Raw genomic sequence first — 18,321 nt, forward strand, 5'->3', positions numbered from 1 at the left:
GCCGGCGGATGGTGCCGAAAGGCCGCGAGCGCCTCGTGCCCATCCGCCGGCCGGCGTGAACATCACTTCGGCGATCCGCCACGATCGTGGCGTCTTCTCGCCCCGTAGCGCAGGATGTGGGCATGCTTTCGTATCTGAATTGGCGCCTGCGTGGGACGAACGTCGAGGTCCCGGGGGTGCACGCGTGACCGAACCGACGATGCCCGGACGCCGGCTGCGGGGCTACGTGTCGCACGGCGAGGAACTGCGGTCCGGCCGGCTCAGCCCCCGTACGTACCTCGAAGAAACGCTGACTCGCATTGACGAGCTCGACGGCACGGTGGGCGCGTTCGTCGTCGTCAACCGCGAGGGGGCGCGGCGCGCCGCGGACGAGTCGGCGCAGCGGTGGGCCGCCGGGAAGCCGCTGTCGCCGATCGACGGCATGCCCGTCGCGATCAAGGACATCATCGAGACCGCCGACATGCCGACCGGTCAGGGCTCGCCGCTGTGGGAGGGCACCGACTGGAAGCGCGACTCGGCGAGCGTGCACGCGTTGCGCGAGGCCGGCGCGATCGTCCTGGGCAAGACCACCACGACCGAATTGGCCTCGAAACACCCGTGGCACGAGACCACGAACCCGCACGACCCGAGCCGCACGCCGGGTGGCTCGTCCAGCGGCACGGCGGCGGCCGTCGGTTCCGGGATGGCGCCGGTGGGCCTCGGTACGCAACTGCTCGGCTCGATCCTGCGCCCGGCGAGCTTCTGCGGCGCCGTGGGCTTCAAGCCGAGCGTCGGCGCGATCAACCGAAGCGGTTCGCACGACCACTTCAGCCAGAGCTGCCAGGGCTCGATCGGCGCGACGCTCGCCGACACCTGGGCGGTCCTGCGCGCCATCGCCGACCGTGCGGGCGGCGATCCGGGCTACGGGGGCCTGGCCGGCGACGTGGACTTCACCAGGCGCACCAAGCCGGTGAAGCTCGCCGTCCTCGAGACCGCCGGGTGGAGCGCGACGACCGAAGGCGCGCGCAGGGCGTTCGCCGCGGTGAAGCAACGCCTGCAGGACCACGGCGTCCAGGTGCTGGACCGCACACAGGACGACCGCGTCGAAACGGTCGAAAAGGCGGTCGCCGACGCCTTGCGGCTCACCCAGGCGATCGTCGCCTGGGAAGGTCGCTGGCCGCTCAACACCTACGCCGACATGGACGCCGCCAAGCTCAGCCTCGACGCCCGCGACCGCCTGAAAACCGCCGAAGCGATGACACAGCGGGAATACCGCGAGCTCCTCGATCAGCGCACCACCGTGCGCGCCACCTACGAGAACACCGCGGCCGACTTCGACGCGATGATCACCGTCGCCGCCTGCGGCGCCGCACCGACCGGCCTCGACTCGACCGGCAACGTCGCCATGAACGTGACCGCCTCACTGCTCGGCTGCCCCGCCCTGACCCTCCCCGTCCTGGCCGACGAAGGTCTGCCGCTCGGTTTGCAGGTACTGGGCCGCACCAACCGCGATGCGGAGCTGTTCGAGGTCGCCACCTGGATCGCGGGCGACGCGCTGGGCCGTCCCGACCTGGTGGGCGCGGTGGGGTGACCTCGGACCACGCGCTGCGCTCGGCGGGGTCGTCGGCGGAGTAGACGGCCCCGCCGAGAGATCTCGCCGGCCTCAAGCCACGTGAGCATGCACTCAAGCCCCAGCGAAAACGTCGCCCTGCCGGCCGGCCCGGTGTCGCCCCGGTGTCGTGCCCACGAGTTTGGTGAACGCGGCGATGAAGTGGCTCGGATTGGCCCAGCCGCAGGCGTGCGCGACGTGCGTGGTGTCGTGGCCTTCGGAGAGGAGGATCAGGGCGTGGTAAATGCGCAGCTGGGTGCGCCACTCGTAGAAGGTCATGCCGAGTTCGTCGTGGAGCAGGCGGCTGAGGGTGCGGGCGCTGGCGCCGACGGTGCGGCCGAGGTCGGTGAGGGGGGTGTTGTCCGCGGGGGTTTCGTGCAGGGCGCGGGCGAGGGCCCGCAAGCGGTCGTCGTGGGGTTGCGGGAGGTGCAGGGGTTGTTCGGGGGCCTCGTGGAGTTCGTCGACGAGGACGCGGCGGAGGCGGGCGCGCGGCGCGGGGTCGAGGGGGCGCGCGGAAGGGTCGTAGTTGCGGGGGCCGGTGAGGGTCAGCAGGGCGCTGCGGGCGAGATCGGAGGCCGCGAACACGGCGGGGTGGCCCGGCACGAGCCGGGCGAGGGACGGCGGCAGGAAGACGATCCGCATGTCCGTGTCGCCGTGGGCGCGGTGGTGGTGGGTGGCACCGGCGGGAGTCCAGGCGACGCGGTTGGCCGGGACGATCGAGGTGCCCTGTCCGGTGTGGACCGACAGGACGCCGCGGGCGGCGTACACGAGGTGGCCGCGCGGGTGCGATTGCACGGGGCTCGTTCCGCCCGACGGCCAGACGTGCGCGCCGCCGGACGGCCAGACGTGCGAGCGGGCAGGTTGGCGGCCGTCGGGCATGGGTTGGCATTCTACCGGTGGCCAGTCAGCGCGCGTCCGGGCGAGAGTGCAGGGCATGGGTACGACGATGCGAGCGGCGGTCTGCGTCCGGGCGGGCGGGCCGGAGGTCCTGGAGATCCGTGAGGTGCCGGTGCCGGCTGTGCGGGAGGGCTGGAGCCTGGTGCGAGTGCGGGGCGCGGGCCTGAACCGGTCGGAACTGAGGACGCGCCAGGGGCACTCCCCGAATGTCACCTTCCCGCGGGTGCTGGGCATCGAGTGCGTGGGAACCGTGGCGGTCTCCACCGATCCCCTGCTGCCGGAAGGCACGACGGTCGCGGCGGTGATGGGTGAGCTGGGCCGCGAATTCGACGGTGGCTACGCGGAGTACGCCCTGGTGCCGAACCCGCTGCTGATGCCGATCACGACCACGTTGCCGTGGGACGTCCTGGCCGCGCTGCCGGAGACCTACCTGACCGCGCAGGGCGCGCTGGACACCCTGGCGGCCACCCGGGGGCGGCTGCTGATCCGCGGCGGGACGTCGTCGGTGGGGCTGGCGGCCGCGTCGATCGCGGCCGCCCGCGGGGTCAAGATCGCGGCCACGACCCGGCGTCCGGACAAGGTCGACGCCTTGAAGGCGGCCGGTGTCGACCACGTGCTCGTCGACCCCGGTGGCTCGCTGGCGGCGAGTGTGCACGCACTCTGGCCCGCAGGACCGGACCACGTGCTGGACCTCGTCGGGGCAAGCACGGCGATCGACTCGCTGAACCTGGTCCGGCGGACCGGGACGGTGTGCGTGGCGGGTTCGCTGAGCGGGTGGGTGATCCCGGACCTCGAACCGATCGCGATGATCCCCTCCGGCACCAAGCTCACTGCGTTCCACAGTGACAACCTCAAGGGCAGCACGCCCGTGCTGCAGCGGATCGTCCACGGGGTCGAGGCCGGCGTCTACCGGCCCAGCCTCGACCGGGTCTTCGGCCTCGAGGACATCGTCGCGGCCCACCGCTACCTGGAAAACGACCGAGCCATCGGGAAACTCGTCGTGCTGCCCTAGCGGAGTGTCCACTCAGGACGGCAGCTCGACTTCGAGTCCCATGATCGTCGTGGTGCGGCTGCGGCGGAACCACCTGCGGGCCGGGGCGATGTCGGGCAGCTCGTCGAGCAGGGCCTTGCGCTGCGCCGGGGTCACCGCGCGCCAGCGCAGTTCCAGCACGGGCCGGACCGGGGACACGAAGGCGCGCACCTGCTCGTGGACCTCGGTGACGCGGGTGCGGTACTCGCGGTCCGGCTCGTAGGACAGTTCCAGGTCGATCAGCGGTTCGGCGCCCCCGGCCCGGTGCCGGCACCTCGACAGCATTCGCGCGATCTCGTCCACGGCGAGCTGCACCATGGTGGTCATCCGGTCCTGCCACGGGCCGGGGTGCGGAGCGTTGACTCCGGCCGGCGCCAGGTCCGCCAACGGCACGATCAAGGCACCGATCGCGGTCCCGGTGAGCTCGACGCGGAGCCGGCGCCCGCCCGCGTCGGCGGTGAAGCGGGGCACCCGGCCGGCCAGGCCGACGCCGGACCGCCGCCGCACCCACTCCGAGACGTCGCCGGGCGGGTGGCCCGACAGCACGAACGTGAACTCCAGCTCGTCACCCGCGAGGTTCATCTTCGCCGGGAACGGGGACCCGAGGTCGGTCATGAACGCCGAGCCGATGGTGAGAGCGACGCTGGACCCGCCTCCGGTCATCACCGCCTCCTCGTGTGGGGGTGGAGCTAGACCTGCAGGTCCGTTTCGATGCGCTTGAGGTAGTGCCGCGCCAGCGCCAGGTTCGCGCGTTCACGGTCGAGCACCAGGTAGAGGAACAGCGAGTTGCGGGAACCGACCGAGTTCAGCAGGCGGATCAGGTGGTACTGGCGGTGCAGGGTGATCAGGATGTCCTCGATGTTGTCGTTGAGCGCGAGCGAGGCCATCACCCGCAGCTTGGACCGCACCACCTCGGTGTTGCCGGCCGCGGCGACCTCGAGGTCCAGCCAGTCGCCGCCGCCGCTCGTGCCGAGCGACATCCCGCTGTCATAGTCGACCAGGGCGACGCCGATGGCGCCGGCGATGGACATGGCTTCCTTCAACGCGGTGTCGATGTTCATCATCACTCGATCTCCTCTTGTGAACTGGTGGTGGGCGGGGTGCCGGGTTCGGCTAGGCGGCCAGGATCGCGCCGAGCCGCTCGATGACGGGGCGGGACTCGAACAGCAGGCGACCGACGTTGAGTCCCTTGTCCCCCATGACAACCAGCACCGCCACCCGGCCGATGGCGTACACGGCCATGTAGCCGTCACTGCTGAAAACCACGGTCTGCTTCAACGTGCCTTGCCCGCACACCTCCGACGCCTGGCGGGCGATCCCGAGGTCGGCGGCCGCGAGCGCGGACAGCTTCGCGGGATCGAGGTGGTCGGCCGCGTCGGCCATGATCGGTATCCCGTCGACCGCCGCGAGCACCGTGTCGGTGACGCCGGCGACGTTTTCCCGGAGTTTTCTCAGCTCGGCGGCCAGCGCGTCGAAATCCACTATTCTTTCTTCCTGCATCGAAAAAGGACGAACGGATCGGATGGAATTCCGAAGACCCGGTATACCCCGGTGAACGGGTGGGCAAGATCCGCGCACAGCACGTCCGGAGTCGGTCCGATGATCACGTTCCAGCAATGACTCCGAGTTCACTTCGTGGTGCGAAACCCGGCCGGCCGACTCGATCATCGCCCATTGGGGTCACCCTTGCGAGCGCAGACACTACCGACACCACCACTCTCGGCCAACGGGCCACGCAAGATCACTTGCAGGCCCACACGATCAGACCAACCACATTCGGTCACTCCGGCCCAGAACCGAGGGAATGGTCTGGTCGCGGTCAAAAGATCACCGAATCGCGGTTCGGACCGTTTTCCGCCTTCGATCACCGGCGCGAACTGCCACGACACAGCCGGGGAATCGCGGCCGCCGGCTCCGGATTTGCCGTCAGCTCACCTGCCCGGGCGAGTGCCGGTTCACGGTTCACGCAGTGTTGGTACAACTGTGAAACACGCCACTTCACTTGCAAACCACGCCCATTCGGCCGCCGCGAATGCCGCATTTCGGCGAGTTCGTCTTCGCGTTCGGGCGCAGCGTCGCCGAGGACTGCCGGCGCCGGTTCGACAATCCGATGTGGACGCGGCCGGACAGTGACGGCGCGGTTAGCCCGAATGGCCGCAGCCGCAAGCCTTGATGCACTTCGAGTCGCGGGCGCGACGCAGCGGTCGATCAGCTACTCGTACTCCCCCGGCCACCCCGAGCGGACCACGTCGCTGTCCTTTCGCTGACCCCGCGACCGGTCTTTTCCGCCAAGCGGGAAGAAATGCTTGGCGCGCACGCTCGCCCGGGGTTTCCTGGGGCACCTGGTTTCCGCGGGGTGTTCAAGGAGGAGCAGTGGCCGGAACGCGGTTCGTCATGGTGCACGGGGCTTGGCACGAAGGGTGGTGCTCGGACGCGGTCGCGGCGGAGCTGCGCTCGCGCGGGCACCACGTCGACGCGGTGGACCTGCCCGGTCGCACCGACCCGGCCGCAGCCGGCGCCGCGACGCTGGAGGACGCCGTCGCCACGGTGCGCGGGTCCGTCGAGGCGGTGTCCGGGCAGGTCGTGCTCGTGGCGCACAGCCTGGGCGGAATCACGGCCACCCAGGTCACCGCCCGCGTCCCGGAGCGGATCGCACGGCTCGTGTATGTGGGCGCGTTCGTGCCGGGCCACGGGCAGAGCTTCCGCGACCTCGCGTCCACTGAGCAGTTCCGGGTGTCGGTCGTCGCGCGGCACAAGAAGATCGACGTCGCCGCGGGGCTTACGTACCCGCCGGTACCCCACGAGGTTGAGGCGTTCCTCGAGGCGTGCGACCCGGAGATCGCCCGCCGGGCGGTCGCGCGGCTGGTCCCGGAGAGCCTCGCGTTCGGCACACACCCGGTGTCGCTGCCGGACGGCGCGCTGGACGGGGTGGCACGGACCTACGTGGAGACGTTGCGGGACAGGGCGCTTCCCCTCGCCTCGCAGCGGGCGATGCACACCGCGGCCGGGATCACCGACGTGGTCTCGCTCGACACCGACCACTCGCCGTTCTTCTCGCGGGTGTCGGAGCTCACCGAACTGCTGCTCGCCACGGCGCCGCGGACCGAGACGACCGCGCCGGTGAGCCGAGGGCGGCGGAGATCGCGGCCGCCGCGTCCCGCAGCGGCCGGACCAGCGTGACCAGATCCGGGAACGACGCCGGCGCCAGCAGGGTGAGGGCCAGCGGGACACGGTGCGGGCCGGTCTCGACCGCGACCGACACGGACGACTGCCCGACGACGTACTCGGCGTGCGCGGTGGCGTACCCGACCCGCGCCGCGCGGTCCAGCTGCGACCGGACCAGCCCGGGCGCGACGGGGTGAAGGGCGTGAACCGCGGCAGCCGTCCACTCAGGACGGCCGGCGCGCGGTCCTTAGCCGCACCGGCGAGCAGGATCTTCCCCGCGCTGGTGGCCGCCGTCGGCAGGGCGTCGCCCGACCGGCTCAGCACGACCGTCTCCCAGTGGCCCGCGACGGAGTCGAGGCAGATCAGGCGGGTGCCGTCCAGGGCGCTCAACGCGACCGCCGAGCCGGTGCGCCGCGCGAGCGCGTGGGCGTGGGTCGCGGCCGCCGCGCGGAACTCACGTTCCCACGGCGCCGCGAAACCCAGGCTCCAGATGCGCTCCCCGAGCTGGTAGCCGCCGTCGGCTGTGCGGACGAGCGCGCCCGAGCGCAGGAGGTCACCGAGCAGCCGGCGCACGGTCGACACCGGCAGGCGCGCGTCGCGGGCGATCGCGCTCAACGTCGGCGGCGTGGCCGCTTCGGCGACGACGTCCAGCAGTGCGAAGATCCGTGCCGAGACCGAGCGCTTGACCGCGTCGTCGGGATGGGACACCATGCCCTCCTGTATCAACCTGTGATAATTCGCGATCATTCCATGATAGATTTCCGCCAAGGTCCCCGCCGGTGCGACAGCTTCGGCGGGACTCCCGACGGCAGGTGAGGACACTCGGGTGGCAGGCGCGAAAACCGGAGCGGACAGCGCTCGGCGGGCTCTGGAGATGCTGTTCGCGTTCACCGAGCAGCACCCGACGGCGTCAGTGAAGGACCTCGCCGAGAAGGTCGACGTCCCCGTGCCCTCGGCGCACCGCTACGTCGCCATGCTGCGGGAAATGGGCCTCATCGAAGAAGGCAACCGCGGCCGGTACCACCTGTCGATGCGGGTCGCGGCCCTCGGGCGGGCCGCCCGGCAGGCCACGCCCATCGTGGACCTGGCCGAGCCGCACATGCGCCGGCTGGCCGAGCAGATCGGCGAAGCCGTGCTGCTCATGCGGATGGTCGCCGGGCAGCCCGTGTGCTTCCACCGGATCGAGACGCCGAGCCGGTTCCGGCTGTCGTTCGAGCCCGGCCAGCCGCTGCCCCTGCTGCGGGGCGCGAGCGTGCGCCTGCTGCTGGGCGCCAAGACCCCCGCCGAGCGGGCGGCCTACGTCGACTCCGCTCTCGAGTCGGGCGCCCAGCCGCCGGCCCGCGGTCGCGACGAGTTCCTGCGCGAGGTGGAGCACGACGTCGAACGCGGCTGGGCGGTCAGCAACGAGGAGATCGACCAGGGCGTGTGGGCCGCTTCGGCCGCGGTGCACGAGGGGGGCCAGGTCGTGGCCGCGATCTCCGCACCCTGCCCGGCGTTCCGGATGGACGACGAACGCCGGGCCCTCGTGATCGACCGCGTGCGCGAGGCGGCGGCGAACCTCAGCCACGCGCTCGACCCGCGCTAGCCCGAGCCGGCGCCCCCGCCGGCTCGGGCTCTCCGCGGCCTTCGCGCACCCCGAGCATCAGGACCATCGCCAGCAGCGGCCCCGCGGCCAGCGTCGCGAACGCCGCGAGGAACGATCCGGTGCCGGCGAACACCGCGCCGACCAGCCGTGGCCGAGCAGGGCGACGGCGGGGTCGAGCACGGACGGGTCGCTGCCCACGGTGTCGACGACGACGTCCGCCGCGCCTTCGGGGAGGTGTCCGAACCGGACGGTCTCGTCCGCCACGACCACCGGATGCGCACCCAGTGCCTCGGCCATCTCCAGCCGTTGCGCATCGCGGGCCAGGCCCGTCACGAACACCCGGCCGGCACCCGCACGCCGCGCCGCCGCGGCGACCGCGAGCCCGTGGTAACCCGGCCCGAGGACCACGACGGTTTCCCCGCCGCGAAGCGCTCCGGCGCCGGTCACCCAGTCGATCGCGTTGGCGTACGGGAGCACCCAGGCCGCGAGCGCGTCGCTCAGCCCGGCCGGCACGCGGTGGGTCACCGCGTTGGCCGGGAGGAACGTGAACTCGGCGTTGCCGCCGGTGAGGCCGGGGCGCTCGGCCGCCGGGATCAGGCCCACGCGCCGGCCGCCGCGCCACAGGTCGGTCTCCGGGCACAGCCGGTACGGCCCGGTCGCGCACGTCAGGCACCGGCCGCAGGGCAGGTACTCCTCCAGCACCACGCGATCGCCGAGGGCCAGGTCACGTCGCCGCGCCGCCTCGGCACCGAGCGCCGCCACCCGGCCGACGACGTGGTGTCCCAGCACCGTCGGCTCGGCGACACCCCGGCCGAACAACCCCACGTCGGTGCCGCAGATCCCCGACGCGATGACCTCCAGCCAGCCTTCGCCGGGACCGGCCGGCACGAGGTCGAACGAGCGGACCTCACCCGTCGCGTCCGGCAGCGCCACGCTCGCCCGCGCCGTGGCGGGCAGCCCTGCGCCGTCCGAGCGCGTCATCACGCCACCTCCACTGTTATCACCGCTCATTTATCACTGTGTGATGTCCGCAAATCATTTAGTGATAGGGGTGTAAGTCGCGTGCGCCGAAGACGTCAAGGGCAGTGCAGCTCACCCGGACCGGGCGAGGCGGGCGAGCGGCCCGCGCCGCGACGATGGTGGGCAGACCACCGTCGGCGCGCAGACGAGGAGGCGGACGTGGCCGAGGAAACCGGCGCCGGACGCCACCCCAGGGCGCGGCGGGCCGTCGCGGCCGTCGCGGCACTGCTCGGCGCGCTCGCGATCACCGCCGCGTGCTCGGGTGGCCAAAATGGACAGACGCCGCCGCCGGCGTCCGCCCCGGCCTCGCCCGCGCCGAGCTCGGGCGGAGGGCACGTCGCGTGCGCCTCGGTCGCCACGGCGGCCCAGAACCTCGCGACCAAGACGGCCTCGCTCGTCACCGGCCAAGCGAGTCGCGACGAGGTGACCACCGCGGCGCGTGACCTGCGGTCGTCCCTCGACGCCGCCAAGGCCGAGCTCGGGCCGGAAGCGCGATCCGACCTCGACGCCGCCGAGACGGCGCTCCAGCAACTGCAGGACGTGCTGACGACCCAGCCGCTCGACGTCACCGCGCTGCGCACGGCCGCGACGCAGGTCGCGACGGCGGTCGGCGCCGTCGTCTCCGTGTGCGGCAGCTCGACGAGCACGCCGAGCACCCCGGCGACGACTTAGGCAGCGCACAAGGCCGTTCGGGGAAGTTCACCGGTCGCGGTACTGCCGCCACACCACCGCCCCGTAATACCGTTCACTCGGCAGCACCGGTGCCGGCAACGAGGCCACGACCCGAGGCTCCGCACCCACTTCGTTTCGCCGGTGAGAGGACAGTTCATGCCCAAGGTGACAGTCGGGGAAGAAAACGGCGCGCCGATCGAGCTCTACTACGAAGACCACGGCGCGGGCCGCCCGGTCGTGCTGATCCACGGCTGGCCGCTCTCGAGCCGTTCGTGGGAGGGCCAGGTGCCGGCGCTCGTCGAAGACGGCTACCGCGTGATCACCTACGACCGCCGCGGGTTCGGGCAGTCGTCGCAGCCGTGGGACGGCTACGACTACGACACCTTGGCCGACGACCTCGACAAGCTCCTCGCGGCGCTCGACCTCACCGACGTCACGCTCGTCGGGTTCTCGATGGGCGGCGGCGAGGTCGCGCGCTACGTCGGTCGCTACGGCACCGGCCGCGTCGCCAAGGCCGTGTTCGCCGCGGCCGTGCCGCCGTACTTGTTCAAGGAGGACGGGAACCCCGACGGCGGTCTCGACGAGGCCGCGCTCACGGGCTTCCACGACGGGATCCGCGCCGACCGCGCCGCCTTCGTCGAAGGGTTCGTCACGAACTTCTTCTCCGTGAAGGGCCGCACCGACCTGGTCAGCCCTTCGGTGCACGCCTACAACACGGTGATCGCCGCGTTCGCCTCCCCGAAGGGCACGCTGGACTGCACCACCGCGTTCACCAAGACCGACTTCCGCGACGACCTGAAGGCCTTCACCATCCCGACGCTGGTCATCCACGGCGACTCGGACGCGATCGTGCCGTTCGAGGTCAGCGGGAAGCGGACCGCGGAGGCCATCCCCGACAGCCGGCTCGTGCTGGTCGAGGACGCCCCGCACGGCCTCAACGTCACCCACGCCGCCACCTTCAACGCCGAACTGCTCACGTTCCTGCGCGAGTGACGGCCCGCGCCGGTGTGGTGCATCCGTGCACCCGGCACCACACCGGCGTGCCGGTCACGCGACCGGATACCCCGCTCCGGTGAGCAGTTCCGCCGAAAGCGTCCACAGCCGCCGCGCCTTCGCCGGGTCGAGCGCGAAGTCGGCGACGCCGCGCCGCACACCGGCGGTGAACGGCTCGGCTTCCTGGCAGTCCTCGAAGTACTTCCCGGTCGCGCCCTCCACGAGTGGTGACGCGGCGAGCAGCACCGAGGTCGCGGCGCCCTGCGGGATGTCCTTCACGGACACGCCGGTCGCACCGGAGGGATCGAAGGCCGAAGGCGGGTTGTCCATGTTCCGGCCGAGGTTCGTCGACCAGATGCGGCCCGGGTTGAGCGCGTTGACCGCGATCCCCTCGGCCGCCCAGAGCCGGGCGGCCTCGACGGCGAAGAGGATGTTGGCCGTCTTCGACTGGCTGTAGGCCGCCCACGGGTCGTACGGCGTGCGGGCGAAGGACACGTCGTCGAAGAGGACCTCGCCGTTGACGTGTCCCACCGAGCTGACTACGACCACGCGGGCGTGCCCCGCCGCGGCGAGCGCTCCGTGCAGGCCGGTCGCCAGCTGGAAGTGGCCGAGGTGGTTGGTGGCGAACTGCAGCTCCCAGCCGTGCGCCGTCCGGCGCTCGGGTGTGGCCATCACGCCGGCGTTGGCCACCAGGATGTGCAGCGGCCCTTCCCAGGCCGCCACGAACGCGCTGACCGAAGCCGGGTCGGCCAGGTCCAGCGTGGCCACGTGCACGGCCGCGTTGCCCGTGCTCGCCACGATCTCCCGCGCCACCCGCTGACCCGCCGCCGGGTCGCGCACGGCCAGTGTCACCTCCGCGCCGGCCGACGCGAGCGCGCGGGCCGTCTCCGCGCCGATCCCCGACGCCGCCCCGGTCACGACGGCGCGCCGGCCGCTCAGGTCGACCCCGGCGACCACTTCGGCCGCCGTGGACGTCGCGCCGAAGGGCGTGGTCACTCGCTGGGTCATGGTGCTGTCCTCTCTGGTCCGCTAGTCTCGCATGTGGAGCCGGTTCCACTTACGAACTATAAGCGGATGCGGGTCCACTTAGCAAAGAGGAGTGGCGTGACGAACACCGGACGGTCGCTGAGGGCCGACGCGCAGGAGAACCAGGACCGCATCCTCGAGGCCGCGGCGCGCGCGTTTTCCCGCCAGGGGGCGGACACCTCGCTCAAGGCCATCGCGAAGGAGGCCGGCGTCGGCATCGCCACGCTGTACCGGCGGTTCCCGGCCCGGGAAGACCTCGTGGAGGCGACCTACCGCAGCGAGACCGAACGCCTGGCCGGATCCGCCGCGGACCTGCTCGCCGAGCTGGCACCCGACGCCGCTCTCCGCGCGTGGGCGGAGCGGTTCGTGGACTACATGCTCACCAAGAACGGGATGGCCGAAGCACTGCCCGGCATCCTCGCCGCCCGCGAAGGCCTGCGCACGCACAGCCGCGACCTGCTGCGCGCGGCGATCGAACGCATGCTGACCGCCGCGGCCGAGGCCGGAACGCTACGCGCCGACGTCCCGGCCGACGACGTGATGATGGCGATCGGCGGCGTCACCCTCATCGCGGGCCACGAAGACCAGCGCGAGCTGGCGTCGCGACTGCTGGACCTGGTCGTGGCCGGCCTCCGGCCCCACTGAGCCTCAGGCGGTCTTCACCCCGACGAGCTCGGCCGAGCGGTCCCACAGCCGGCGGGCGAGGTCGTCGTCGGTCGCCTGCGGGTTCACGCGCCGGGCGATCTTGCCGCGCTCGTAGTACGCCCCGGACTCCCAGTCGACGCCCGGCGCCGTGGTGGCCAGCCAGATCAGCTGTCGCGCGCCCTTCTCCGGGCTCACCATGACCATCCGGCCGAGCGGGTTCGTGTAGACCAGCCGGAAGAAGCTGGAGCTCTCGGTCGCGAAGGCCGTGGCAACGGCACCGGGATGGAAGGCCGCCGCGGACAGGCCCCGCGCGTGGAAGCGGGTGTGAAGCTCGCGGGTGAACAGGATGTTCTCCAGTTTCGCGGTGCCGTAGGCCTTGTGCGGCGTGAACGCCGCGTCGTGGTCGAGGTCGTCGAGGCGCAGGTCGCCGAAGAGCCGGGCGCCGGAGCTCGACGTCTGGATCACCGACGCGCGCGACGCCAGCAGCTTGTCGATCAGCAGCGTGGTGAGCAGGAACGGCGACAGGTGGTTGACCTGCAGGGTCTTCTCGAAGGCGTCGGCGGTTTTCGCGCGGTCACCGAAGATGCCGCCGGCGTTGTTCACGAGCACGTCGATGCGCGGGTGGGCCGCGTCGAGCGCGGCGGCCAGGTCGCGCACCTCCGCGAAGCGCGCGAAGTCGGCGGCGTAGTGCTCGACCCCGAGCTCCTTGGCGACGGCCTCGGTCTTGGCGGGCGAGCGCCCGACGACCACGACCCGGTGGCCGTCGGCGTGCAGGCGGCGGGCCGCGGCCGCACCGATGCCGTCACTGGCACCGGTGATCACGATCGTCTTCGGTTCGGACATGACGCTCCTCGTTCTCGGATTGCTCAATCGGCACTGTACGCCACTTGTGGCACTCAGTGCCAACTCTGCCGGGCGCTGCTAGGGTGGCCCGGTGACCGACCACCGCCCCGGCCTGCGCGAACGGACCCGCCGGGCCGTGCAGCAGGACATCACCGAGGCAGCGCAGCGGTTGTTCGTCGAGCACGGCTACGAGCGCACGACGATGGACGACGTCGCCGAGGCCGCGGGCCTGTCGCGGCGCAGCCTGTTCCGCTACTTCCCCACCAAGGAAGACCTGATCGTCGGCAAGTTCGAGGTGCTGGCCGAGACGATGGTCGAGCGGCTGCGCGAGCGGCCGCTCGACGAACCGGCCTGGACCTCGCTGCGCAGGGTGTTCGACCTGCTGGTGCCCTACGTCGACGCGCCCGGCAAGCACGAGGTCGCCGAACCCATGCAGCGCATCGTCTTCGCGACGCCCGCCCTGCTGGCGAGCTACCTCGAGAAGCTGCACCGCATGGCGGCGGCGGCCGAGACCGTGCTGCGCGAACGCGCCGAAACCCGTGGCACGCCGTCCGACCCGACCGACCCGGCGCTCCCCGCCGTCGCCGGCGCCGCGTTCTCGTGCCTGCTCGCCGCGCAGCACGCGTGGCTCGCCGGCGGGGCCGCGGAGACGTTCGCCGCGTGCCTCGACCGGGCGATGGCCGCCGTCGCCCCCGCCGGGAAGGCTTGATCCGTACCGTTTTCCCCCACGTCGACAGGGATTTTTCCTGCCAGCGCTGCCCCGCGGTGGCCGGGGACCGCTGAAATCGTTGCCGCAGAAGGTGTGTCCGAGTCCCGCACAACGGCACACCGAGCGCGTAGGGTGCGAAGAGCCGCCCCTGCCCCCGGCGGCGAGCCAACGGGGTGAGGGGCCGCCGTGGATTCCGTGGACTTGACGGGCATCGCCGAACCGCACCTGAGCACCGTGGCCGCCATCGTCGGCTACGTGCGCCAGGGCCGGTTCACCGAGGCCGAGGCACAGAGGATGATCGACCGCGTCCGGGCGCGAGGCCCGGGGAGTCCACAAGGGACGGTCGGATCCGGACTGGCGCCGGCCGCCGGGGAGAAAGCTCCGGTGGAGCGGGCGAACCCGTGATCAGTTCCCGCGGTACGCCCGCATCAGCACCACGGCCGGGTCGAGCTCGCGTTCGGCCAACGAGCGGGCGACTTCGCTGAGCCGGGCGTTGTTGCTGCGCGAGTACCGGCGCAGCGCCGTGAACGCGTCGGCCATCGACAGGCGCCCGCTGACCGACAACACACCCTTCGCCTGCTCGATGATCACGCGGCTGCTCAGCGCCGACTGCAACTGGTCCGAGAGCACCTCGCCGCGGCTGATGGCGCGTTGCTGCAGGATCCCGATCGTGGCGGTGTCCGCGAGGCCCTGCGCCAGCTCGAGGTCCCCGTCCGGCACCGCCGTGCGGCCGAACAGGTTCAGCGAACCGATCGTCAGCCCGCGCAGCCGCAGCGGCAGCGCGTGCACCGAGGAGAACCCCGCCCACTGCACCGCCGCGGCGAAGCGCGGCCACCTCTGGCTGTACGCGCCGATCGAGGTCGCGTGCACCGCGGCCCCGGACCGGAAGCAGTCCACACCCGGGCCCTCGTCGACACCGAGCTCGACCAGCTCCCGCAGCCCGTCCTGCTCCCCCGGGGACGCCAGCGCCTGGAGGCTCCCCCGCTCGTCGGCGAGCGTCAGCCCGACGGCCCCGACCTCGAGCAGCTCGACGCACCGCTGCGCCAGGCCGTGCAACAGGTCGGCGACGTCGTACCCCTCGGCCATCGTGTCCGCCATCGTGACGAACGCCCTGATCACCAACCGCTCCCGGTCGCCCACGGCGGTCACCTCCCCGATCTCGCGCGTAGTACCCATATTGGACCTTTTTCCTCGGACGCGTCCAACTCCACCCGTCGCGCGACGACGTTGGCCGCGCCCTCGTGCGAGGGTGGCGCTCACCGGGTCCGCGAAGTACCCGAACTCGCGCCGCCCGCGACCAGCGACGCCGTGGCACGCTGCGCGTACAAGAGCCGCGTACAAGAACACTGTGGAGCGGCATCAGCGCGCGAAGGCGCGGCACACCCCGCCGACGACGTCGTCGCCGCGCTCACCCGCACCGGACGCGGCCACCACGTTCGCTCGCGGTGTGCCGATTTCCGCCGTCGGGACTCACCTCGGAGGGCCGGCGCCCGCCGACGTCACCGGCCGGCGTTCTCGATCAGGAACGTGTAGTGGCCCTCCAGGTCCTCCCGGACGTCGAGGACCTTCTCCGCGAGCCCGACCCTGGCCTCGCGCGAAAGGAACAGCTGTGTGTCGTCGATCGCGACGACGTCATCTCCCTTGCCCGGACACGTTGCCACCTCCACCTCGACCGCCGCCCCCGCCCGGGGCGGCCCGTCGAGGACCAGGCGGCAGCCGCCGCGCCGCCCGACGTGGTGGGCCTCGGTGATCCGGTCGATCGCCGCGATCGCCGATCGGGTCATGGTGAGCATCCGCCATCCCGCCTTCCTCCGGTCGTTTCTCCGGTCCTTCTTCGTCTCCGGCCGGTCAGGACCTCGTCTTGCCGTCCAGTTCCAGCGTCCACTCCTGCTGCCAGTGCCTGAGCCGCATGCGGTCGAGCCCGAGGACGAGGACTCCGTAGAGCAGGCTCAGCAACGCGCAGAACCCCGCCCACACCCCGAATCCCGTCATCACGCCCTCGACCGGGGCCGTGCGCGGGTCGAGCGGCGGCGGCACCGGGTCGCCGGCCCGGTCGAGCCACACCACGACCGGGTCGCCGGCCTTGGTAAGCGGGTCCGCGTCGACCTGCGCGACGCGGAAACCGCCACCGGGCAACCGCCACCGGGCGTCGCGCGGCTGGGGTCCGCCCGGCACGCCGTCGGGGCCGACGGTCTGCTGCGGCGGCCCGTCGACGAGCAGCGTCGCCTCGACGCGGTGGCGGCTCGCCGCTTCCTCGGCGGCCTGTTTTCCGCGCTGCGCGGCGGTTTCCGACCCGAGGACGCCCGCGAACGGCACCGCCACCAGCGCGAGCACCACGAAGGCGGCCAGCACCGCCGCCTGGAACCGGTCCGACGGCCGGACCACCACGCCGCCCCGCGGGAACAGGGCGTGCCACATCTGCCTGAACCAGTCGGCCGAGCGGGTCACGGTGCTCGCCCCCTGTCGTCGGGACCTCCTCCGGCCACCGGCACGGGCGTGCGGTCCCGGTGCCCCGAAGCGCCGCGGGCCGCGAGCCAGATGCACGCGACGCCACCGGCCAGGAACACCACGCCGACCACGACGAGCAGCACCGACAGCCAGCCGATCGCCGGCACGGTCGCGCCGGCCTCCGCCTCGACGGCGACGCCGCGCGAGCTGTCGGAGTTCATCACCACGACGGTCCAGTCCCCGTCGCGCACGGGCCACGCCACGGACTGCGTGCCGGGACCCGACGCCTGGCCGGCCCAGATGCCGGCCTGCTGCGGCGGGGTCGTGAGCGCGCCGCCCGGGTTGTCGACGCCGACCGCGCCGCGATCGCCGAAATCGGTCACGGTCGTGTGCTCGACGCCGGCGAGGTACCTCGCCGCGCTCGCGGCGGGCGCGATGCCGATGAAAACGCCCTGCGTGGCGTCGACGGCGGTGGCGCGGATCCGGGTGTCGCCGACGATCCCCGCGAGGTCCGGCCCGCCGGTGCCCAGGCCGTGCAGCTGCACGGGGTCGCTCGCGAGCGCGTAACCCGAAGCGCTGAACGGGGCCGATCCGGAGAAGTAGCCGTCGGCGTCGCGCTGGTTGCGGTCGGCCCACATCAGCGCGCTGCCGCCCGAGAGGAGACCGGTGGAGAACAGCACGAGCACTGCGCCGCAGACGGCGGCGGCGATTCGGCCGCCCGTCCAGCGCGTGGCCGCCGGGCCGGATCCGCTCGCCGGCGGGGTGGGGGGCGGGGCGAACGGCTGTGTCGCAGGCTCGGTCGCGGAACCGGGCGGCGGCTGGGTCAGCGGTTCCGGCGAGGGCGCCGGTCCGCCCGGTTCGCTGCCACCCAGGTCGAGTCGGAACGGCGGGTACCGGTCGGTCAGCAGAGACACGTAGGCGGCCACCCGCAGCACCCAGCGGTCGAGCCCGAGGATGAAGTCGAACAGCGGGCGCGGGTACTTTCCGGTGAACAGCAAGATGATCGCGGCGATCAGCACCAGGATGCCGACGAGCCCGCCGGCCGCCCAGGTGAAGTCGTACCGGCCCGACCGCGTGAACAGCCACGTGCCGCCGCCGACGAACAGCCCGACGATGATGAGCTGCGGCAGCGCCAGCAGCCACCACTTCACGAGCACGAGCCCGCGGGAGAGCCGTTGCGGGTACTCGACCTGCAGCCGCGCCGGGTACTCGGGCACGTCGCCGAACGTGAACGGCGGGTACCGGTCGGTGCCGAGCGCGGCGTAGGAGTAGTACTGCACGCGGAAGCTCCACCGCAGCACGCCCACGGTGAACTCGAACAGCGAACGCGGGTAGCGCCCCGTCACGAGGATCGCGAAGAACGCCGCGAGGCCCACGAACGGGTAGGCGATCCACAGGACCGCCAGGATGAGGTGGTGCGGCAGCGCCAGCAGCCACTTCACGAGCCAGAGCCAGCGGGACAACGGCTCGTCCAGCTCGGCCTCGACGCGGACAGGGTAGACGGTGTACACGGTCGTACCTCCTTCACCTCGGCCACCGGTGAGGCCGCGGATGCCCGCTTCGGTCCGAAGTGGACTCCTCTGCGCGGCAACCGCCGGAGCCGACGGGTGGCGCACCGCGGGTGCGACCGGTGCGGAGCCTCCCGGGCGCTCGGTGGAGTCCCACCTCGCCGAGGTCCGGGGCCTGCGCCGGGCAGCGCC

Annotated in this window: 20 protein-coding genes and 1 pseudogene; 9 read left to right on the forward strand and 12 right to left on the reverse strand. The window is 72.1% G+C overall.

From position 1 onward, the window contains the following. The first annotated feature begins 184 nt into the window (after nucleotides 1-184). The gene (locus AB0H62_RS17550) at nucleotides 185-1,570 is read left to right on the forward strand and encodes an amidase (protein WP_360586885.1); all 1,386 of its coding nucleotides are present in this window, start codon (nucleotides 185-187) and stop codon (nucleotides 1,568-1,570) included. A gap of 93 nt (nucleotides 1,571-1,663) precedes the next feature. Here the strand turns inward: AB0H62_RS17550 and AB0H62_RS17555 are convergent, their stop codons facing one another. Beyond that, nucleotides 1,664-2,467: a helix-turn-helix transcriptional regulator gene (locus AB0H62_RS17555; protein ID WP_360586887.1), complete on the reverse strand. Its 804-nt coding sequence runs from the start codon at nucleotides 2,465-2,467 to the stop codon at nucleotides 1,664-1,666. 55 nt (nucleotides 2,468-2,522) lie between these two features. Between AB0H62_RS17555 and AB0H62_RS17560 the strand changes: the two genes are divergently transcribed. Then, the gene (locus AB0H62_RS17560) at nucleotides 2,523-3,497 is read left to right on the forward strand and encodes a zinc-binding dehydrogenase (protein WP_360586889.1); all 975 of its coding nucleotides are present in this window, start codon (nucleotides 2,523-2,525) and stop codon (nucleotides 3,495-3,497) included. A gap of 12 nt (nucleotides 3,498-3,509) precedes the next feature. On the opposite strand, the gene AB0H62_RS17565 is transcribed toward AB0H62_RS17560, so the two are convergent. From AB0H62_RS17565 to AB0H62_RS17575, 3 genes are read right to left on the reverse strand one after another with little or no spacing between them, the layout of a single operon-like run. Further along, nucleotides 3,510-4,178, reverse strand: coding sequence for a hypothetical protein (locus AB0H62_RS17565; protein ID WP_220241741.1), 669 nt, complete (start codon nucleotides 4,176-4,178; stop codon nucleotides 3,510-3,512). Nucleotides 4,179-4,204: 26 nt separating this feature from the next. Next, a complete protein-coding gene (locus AB0H62_RS17570; protein ID WP_220247832.1) occupies nucleotides 4,205-4,576 on the reverse strand; it encodes a hypothetical protein in 372 nt (123 codons plus the stop codon). A gap of 52 nt (nucleotides 4,577-4,628) precedes the next feature. Continuing rightward, nucleotides 4,629-5,015: a roadblock/LC7 domain-containing protein gene (locus tag AB0H62_RS17575; RefSeq protein ID WP_255638156.1), complete on the reverse strand. Its 387-nt coding sequence runs from the start codon at nucleotides 5,013-5,015 to the stop codon at nucleotides 4,629-4,631. An 873-nt stretch (nucleotides 5,016-5,888) separates the two neighbouring features. Between AB0H62_RS17575 and AB0H62_RS17580 the strand changes: the two genes are divergently transcribed. After that, on the forward strand, nucleotides 5,889-6,695 hold the full coding sequence (locus AB0H62_RS17580) for an alpha/beta fold hydrolase (protein ID WP_360586890.1): 807 nt from the start codon (nucleotides 5,889-5,891) through the stop codon (nucleotides 6,693-6,695). Between the two features lie 522 nt (nucleotides 6,696-7,217). Here AB0H62_RS17580 and AB0H62_RS17585 read toward each other — a convergent pair. Then, nucleotides 7,218-7,427 (reverse strand): annotated as a pseudogene (locus AB0H62_RS17585) (helix-turn-helix domain-containing protein); the annotation flags it as partial. A gap of 79 nt (nucleotides 7,428-7,506) precedes the next feature. On the opposite strand from AB0H62_RS17585, the gene AB0H62_RS17590 reads away from it, so the two are divergent. Then, the gene (locus AB0H62_RS17590; protein ID WP_220241743.1) at nucleotides 7,507-8,265 is read left to right on the forward strand and encodes an IclR family transcriptional regulator; all 759 of its coding nucleotides are present in this window, start codon (nucleotides 7,507-7,509) and stop codon (nucleotides 8,263-8,265) included. 57 nt (nucleotides 8,266-8,322) lie between these two features. On the opposite strand, the gene AB0H62_RS17595 is transcribed toward AB0H62_RS17590, so the two are convergent. Next, entirely contained in the window at nucleotides 8,323-9,246 is a 924-nt protein-coding gene (locus tag AB0H62_RS17595) for an alcohol dehydrogenase catalytic domain-containing protein (RefSeq protein WP_220241744.1), read from the reverse strand. 198 nt (nucleotides 9,247-9,444) lie between these two features. Between AB0H62_RS17595 and AB0H62_RS17600 the strand changes: the two genes are divergently transcribed. Together AB0H62_RS17600 and AB0H62_RS17605 are read left to right on the forward strand one after the other, a co-directional pair. Further along, complete coding sequence (locus AB0H62_RS17600; RefSeq protein ID WP_220241745.1) at nucleotides 9,445-9,957, forward strand: hypothetical protein; 513 nt, start codon at nucleotides 9,445-9,447, stop codon at nucleotides 9,955-9,957. Between the two features lie 156 nt (nucleotides 9,958-10,113). Continuing rightward, a complete protein-coding gene (locus AB0H62_RS17605; RefSeq protein WP_360586892.1) occupies nucleotides 10,114-10,950 on the forward strand; it encodes an alpha/beta hydrolase in 837 nt (278 codons plus the stop codon). Nucleotides 10,951-11,004: 54 nt separating this feature from the next. Here AB0H62_RS17605 and AB0H62_RS17610 read toward each other — a convergent pair whose 3' ends face one another. Then, the gene (locus AB0H62_RS17610; protein WP_360586894.1) at nucleotides 11,005-11,958 is read right to left on the reverse strand and encodes an SDR family NAD(P)-dependent oxidoreductase; all 954 of its coding nucleotides are present in this window, start codon (nucleotides 11,956-11,958) and stop codon (nucleotides 11,005-11,007) included. Nucleotides 11,959-12,054: 96 nt separating this feature from the next. On the opposite strand from AB0H62_RS17610, the gene AB0H62_RS17615 reads away from it, so the two are divergent. Further along, nucleotides 12,055-12,621: a helix-turn-helix domain-containing protein gene (locus AB0H62_RS17615; RefSeq protein WP_360586896.1), complete on the forward strand. Its 567-nt coding sequence runs from the start codon at nucleotides 12,055-12,057 to the stop codon at nucleotides 12,619-12,621. Between the two features lie 3 nt (nucleotides 12,622-12,624). Here AB0H62_RS17615 and AB0H62_RS17620 read toward each other — a convergent pair whose 3' ends face one another. Then, nucleotides 12,625-13,464 carry an SDR family NAD(P)-dependent oxidoreductase gene (locus AB0H62_RS17620; protein ID WP_220241749.1) on the reverse strand — a complete coding sequence of 280 codons (840 nt, stop codon included), beginning with the start codon at nucleotides 13,462-13,464 and terminating at the stop codon, nucleotides 12,625-12,627. A gap of 91 nt (nucleotides 13,465-13,555) precedes the next feature. On the opposite strand from AB0H62_RS17620, the gene AB0H62_RS17625 reads away from it, so the two are divergent. Both AB0H62_RS17625 and AB0H62_RS17630 read left to right on the forward strand, forming a co-directional pair. After that, entirely contained in the window at nucleotides 13,556-14,173 is a 618-nt protein-coding gene (locus AB0H62_RS17625; RefSeq protein ID WP_220241750.1) for a TetR/AcrR family transcriptional regulator, read from the forward strand. Nucleotides 14,174-14,359: 186 nt separating this feature from the next. Then, a complete protein-coding gene (locus tag AB0H62_RS17630; RefSeq protein WP_220241751.1) occupies nucleotides 14,360-14,578 on the forward strand; it encodes a hypothetical protein in 219 nt (72 codons plus the stop codon). Here the strand turns inward: AB0H62_RS17630 and AB0H62_RS17635 are convergent, their stop codons facing one another. The 4 genes from AB0H62_RS17635 to AB0H62_RS17650 all read right to left on the reverse strand — a co-directional run bounded on the left by AB0H62_RS17635 (nucleotide 14,579) and on the right by AB0H62_RS17650 (nucleotide 18,132). Next, nucleotides 14,579-15,349 (reverse strand): GAF and ANTAR domain-containing protein, encoded by a 771-nt coding sequence (locus AB0H62_RS17635; RefSeq protein WP_255638158.1) that lies wholly within the window; start codon nucleotides 15,347-15,349, stop codon nucleotides 14,579-14,581. Between the two features lie 323 nt (nucleotides 15,350-15,672). After that, nucleotides 15,673-15,957 (reverse strand): hypothetical protein, encoded by a 285-nt coding sequence (locus AB0H62_RS17640; protein WP_220241752.1) that lies wholly within the window; start codon nucleotides 15,955-15,957, stop codon nucleotides 15,673-15,675. 64 nt (nucleotides 15,958-16,021) lie between these two features. Then, nucleotides 16,022-16,621 (reverse strand): hypothetical protein, encoded by a 600-nt coding sequence (locus AB0H62_RS17645; RefSeq protein ID WP_220241753.1) that lies wholly within the window; start codon nucleotides 16,619-16,621, stop codon nucleotides 16,022-16,024. Next, nucleotides 16,618-18,132 (reverse strand): DUF4389 domain-containing protein, encoded by a 1,515-nt coding sequence (locus AB0H62_RS17650; RefSeq protein WP_220241754.1) that lies wholly within the window; start codon nucleotides 18,130-18,132, stop codon nucleotides 16,618-16,620. Before AB0H62_RS17650 ends, AB0H62_RS17645 begins: the two co-directional genes overlap by 4 nt. Nucleotides 18,133-18,321 lie beyond the last annotated feature (189 nt).

This window comes from Amycolatopsis sp. NPDC050768 (assembly GCF_040654155.1).
Lineage (GTDB): Bacteria > Actinomycetota > Actinomycetes > Mycobacteriales > Pseudonocardiaceae > Amycolatopsis.

What these genes read in the sequence shown, in the direction of transcription:
- AB0H62_RS17555 (WP_360586887.1), bottom strand. Translation starts at nt 2,467, where the DNA reads ATGCCCGACGGCCGCCAACCTGCCCGCTCGCACGTCTGGCCGTCCGGC.
- AB0H62_RS17560 (WP_360586889.1), top strand. Translation starts at nt 2,523, where the DNA reads ATGGGTACGACGATGCGAGCGGCGGTCTGCGTCCGGGCGGGCGGGCCG.
- AB0H62_RS17565 (WP_220241741.1), bottom strand. Translation starts at nt 4,178, where the DNA reads ATGACCGGAGGCGGGTCCAGCGTCGCTCTCACCATCGGCTCGGCGTTC.
- AB0H62_RS17570 (WP_220247832.1), bottom strand. Translation starts at nt 4,576, where the DNA reads ATGAACATCGACACCGCGTTGAAGGAAGCCATGTCCATCGCCGGCGCC.
- AB0H62_RS17575 (WP_255638156.1), bottom strand. Translation starts at nt 5,015, where the DNA reads ATGCAGGAAGAAAGAATAGTGGATTTCGACGCGCTGGCCGCCGAGCTG.
- AB0H62_RS17595 (WP_220241744.1), bottom strand. Translation starts at nt 9,246, where the DNA reads ATGACGCGCTCGGACGGCGCAGGGCTGCCCGCCACGGCGCGGGCGAGC.
- AB0H62_RS17605 (WP_360586892.1), top strand. Translation starts at nt 10,114, where the DNA reads ATGCCCAAGGTGACAGTCGGGGAAGAAAACGGCGCGCCGATCGAGCTC.
- AB0H62_RS17610 (WP_360586894.1), bottom strand. Translation starts at nt 11,958, where the DNA reads ATGACCCAGCGAGTGACCACGCCCTTCGGCGCGACGTCCACGGCGGCC.
- AB0H62_RS17620 (WP_220241749.1), bottom strand. Translation starts at nt 13,464, where the DNA reads ATGTCCGAACCGAAGACGATCGTGATCACCGGTGCCAGTGACGGCATC.
- AB0H62_RS17635 (WP_255638158.1), bottom strand. Translation starts at nt 15,349, where the DNA reads ATGGGTACTACGCGCGAGATCGGGGAGGTGACCGCCGTGGGCGACCGG.
- AB0H62_RS17640 (WP_220241752.1), bottom strand. Translation starts at nt 15,957, where the DNA reads ATGACCCGATCGGCGATCGCGGCGATCGACCGGATCACCGAGGCCCAC.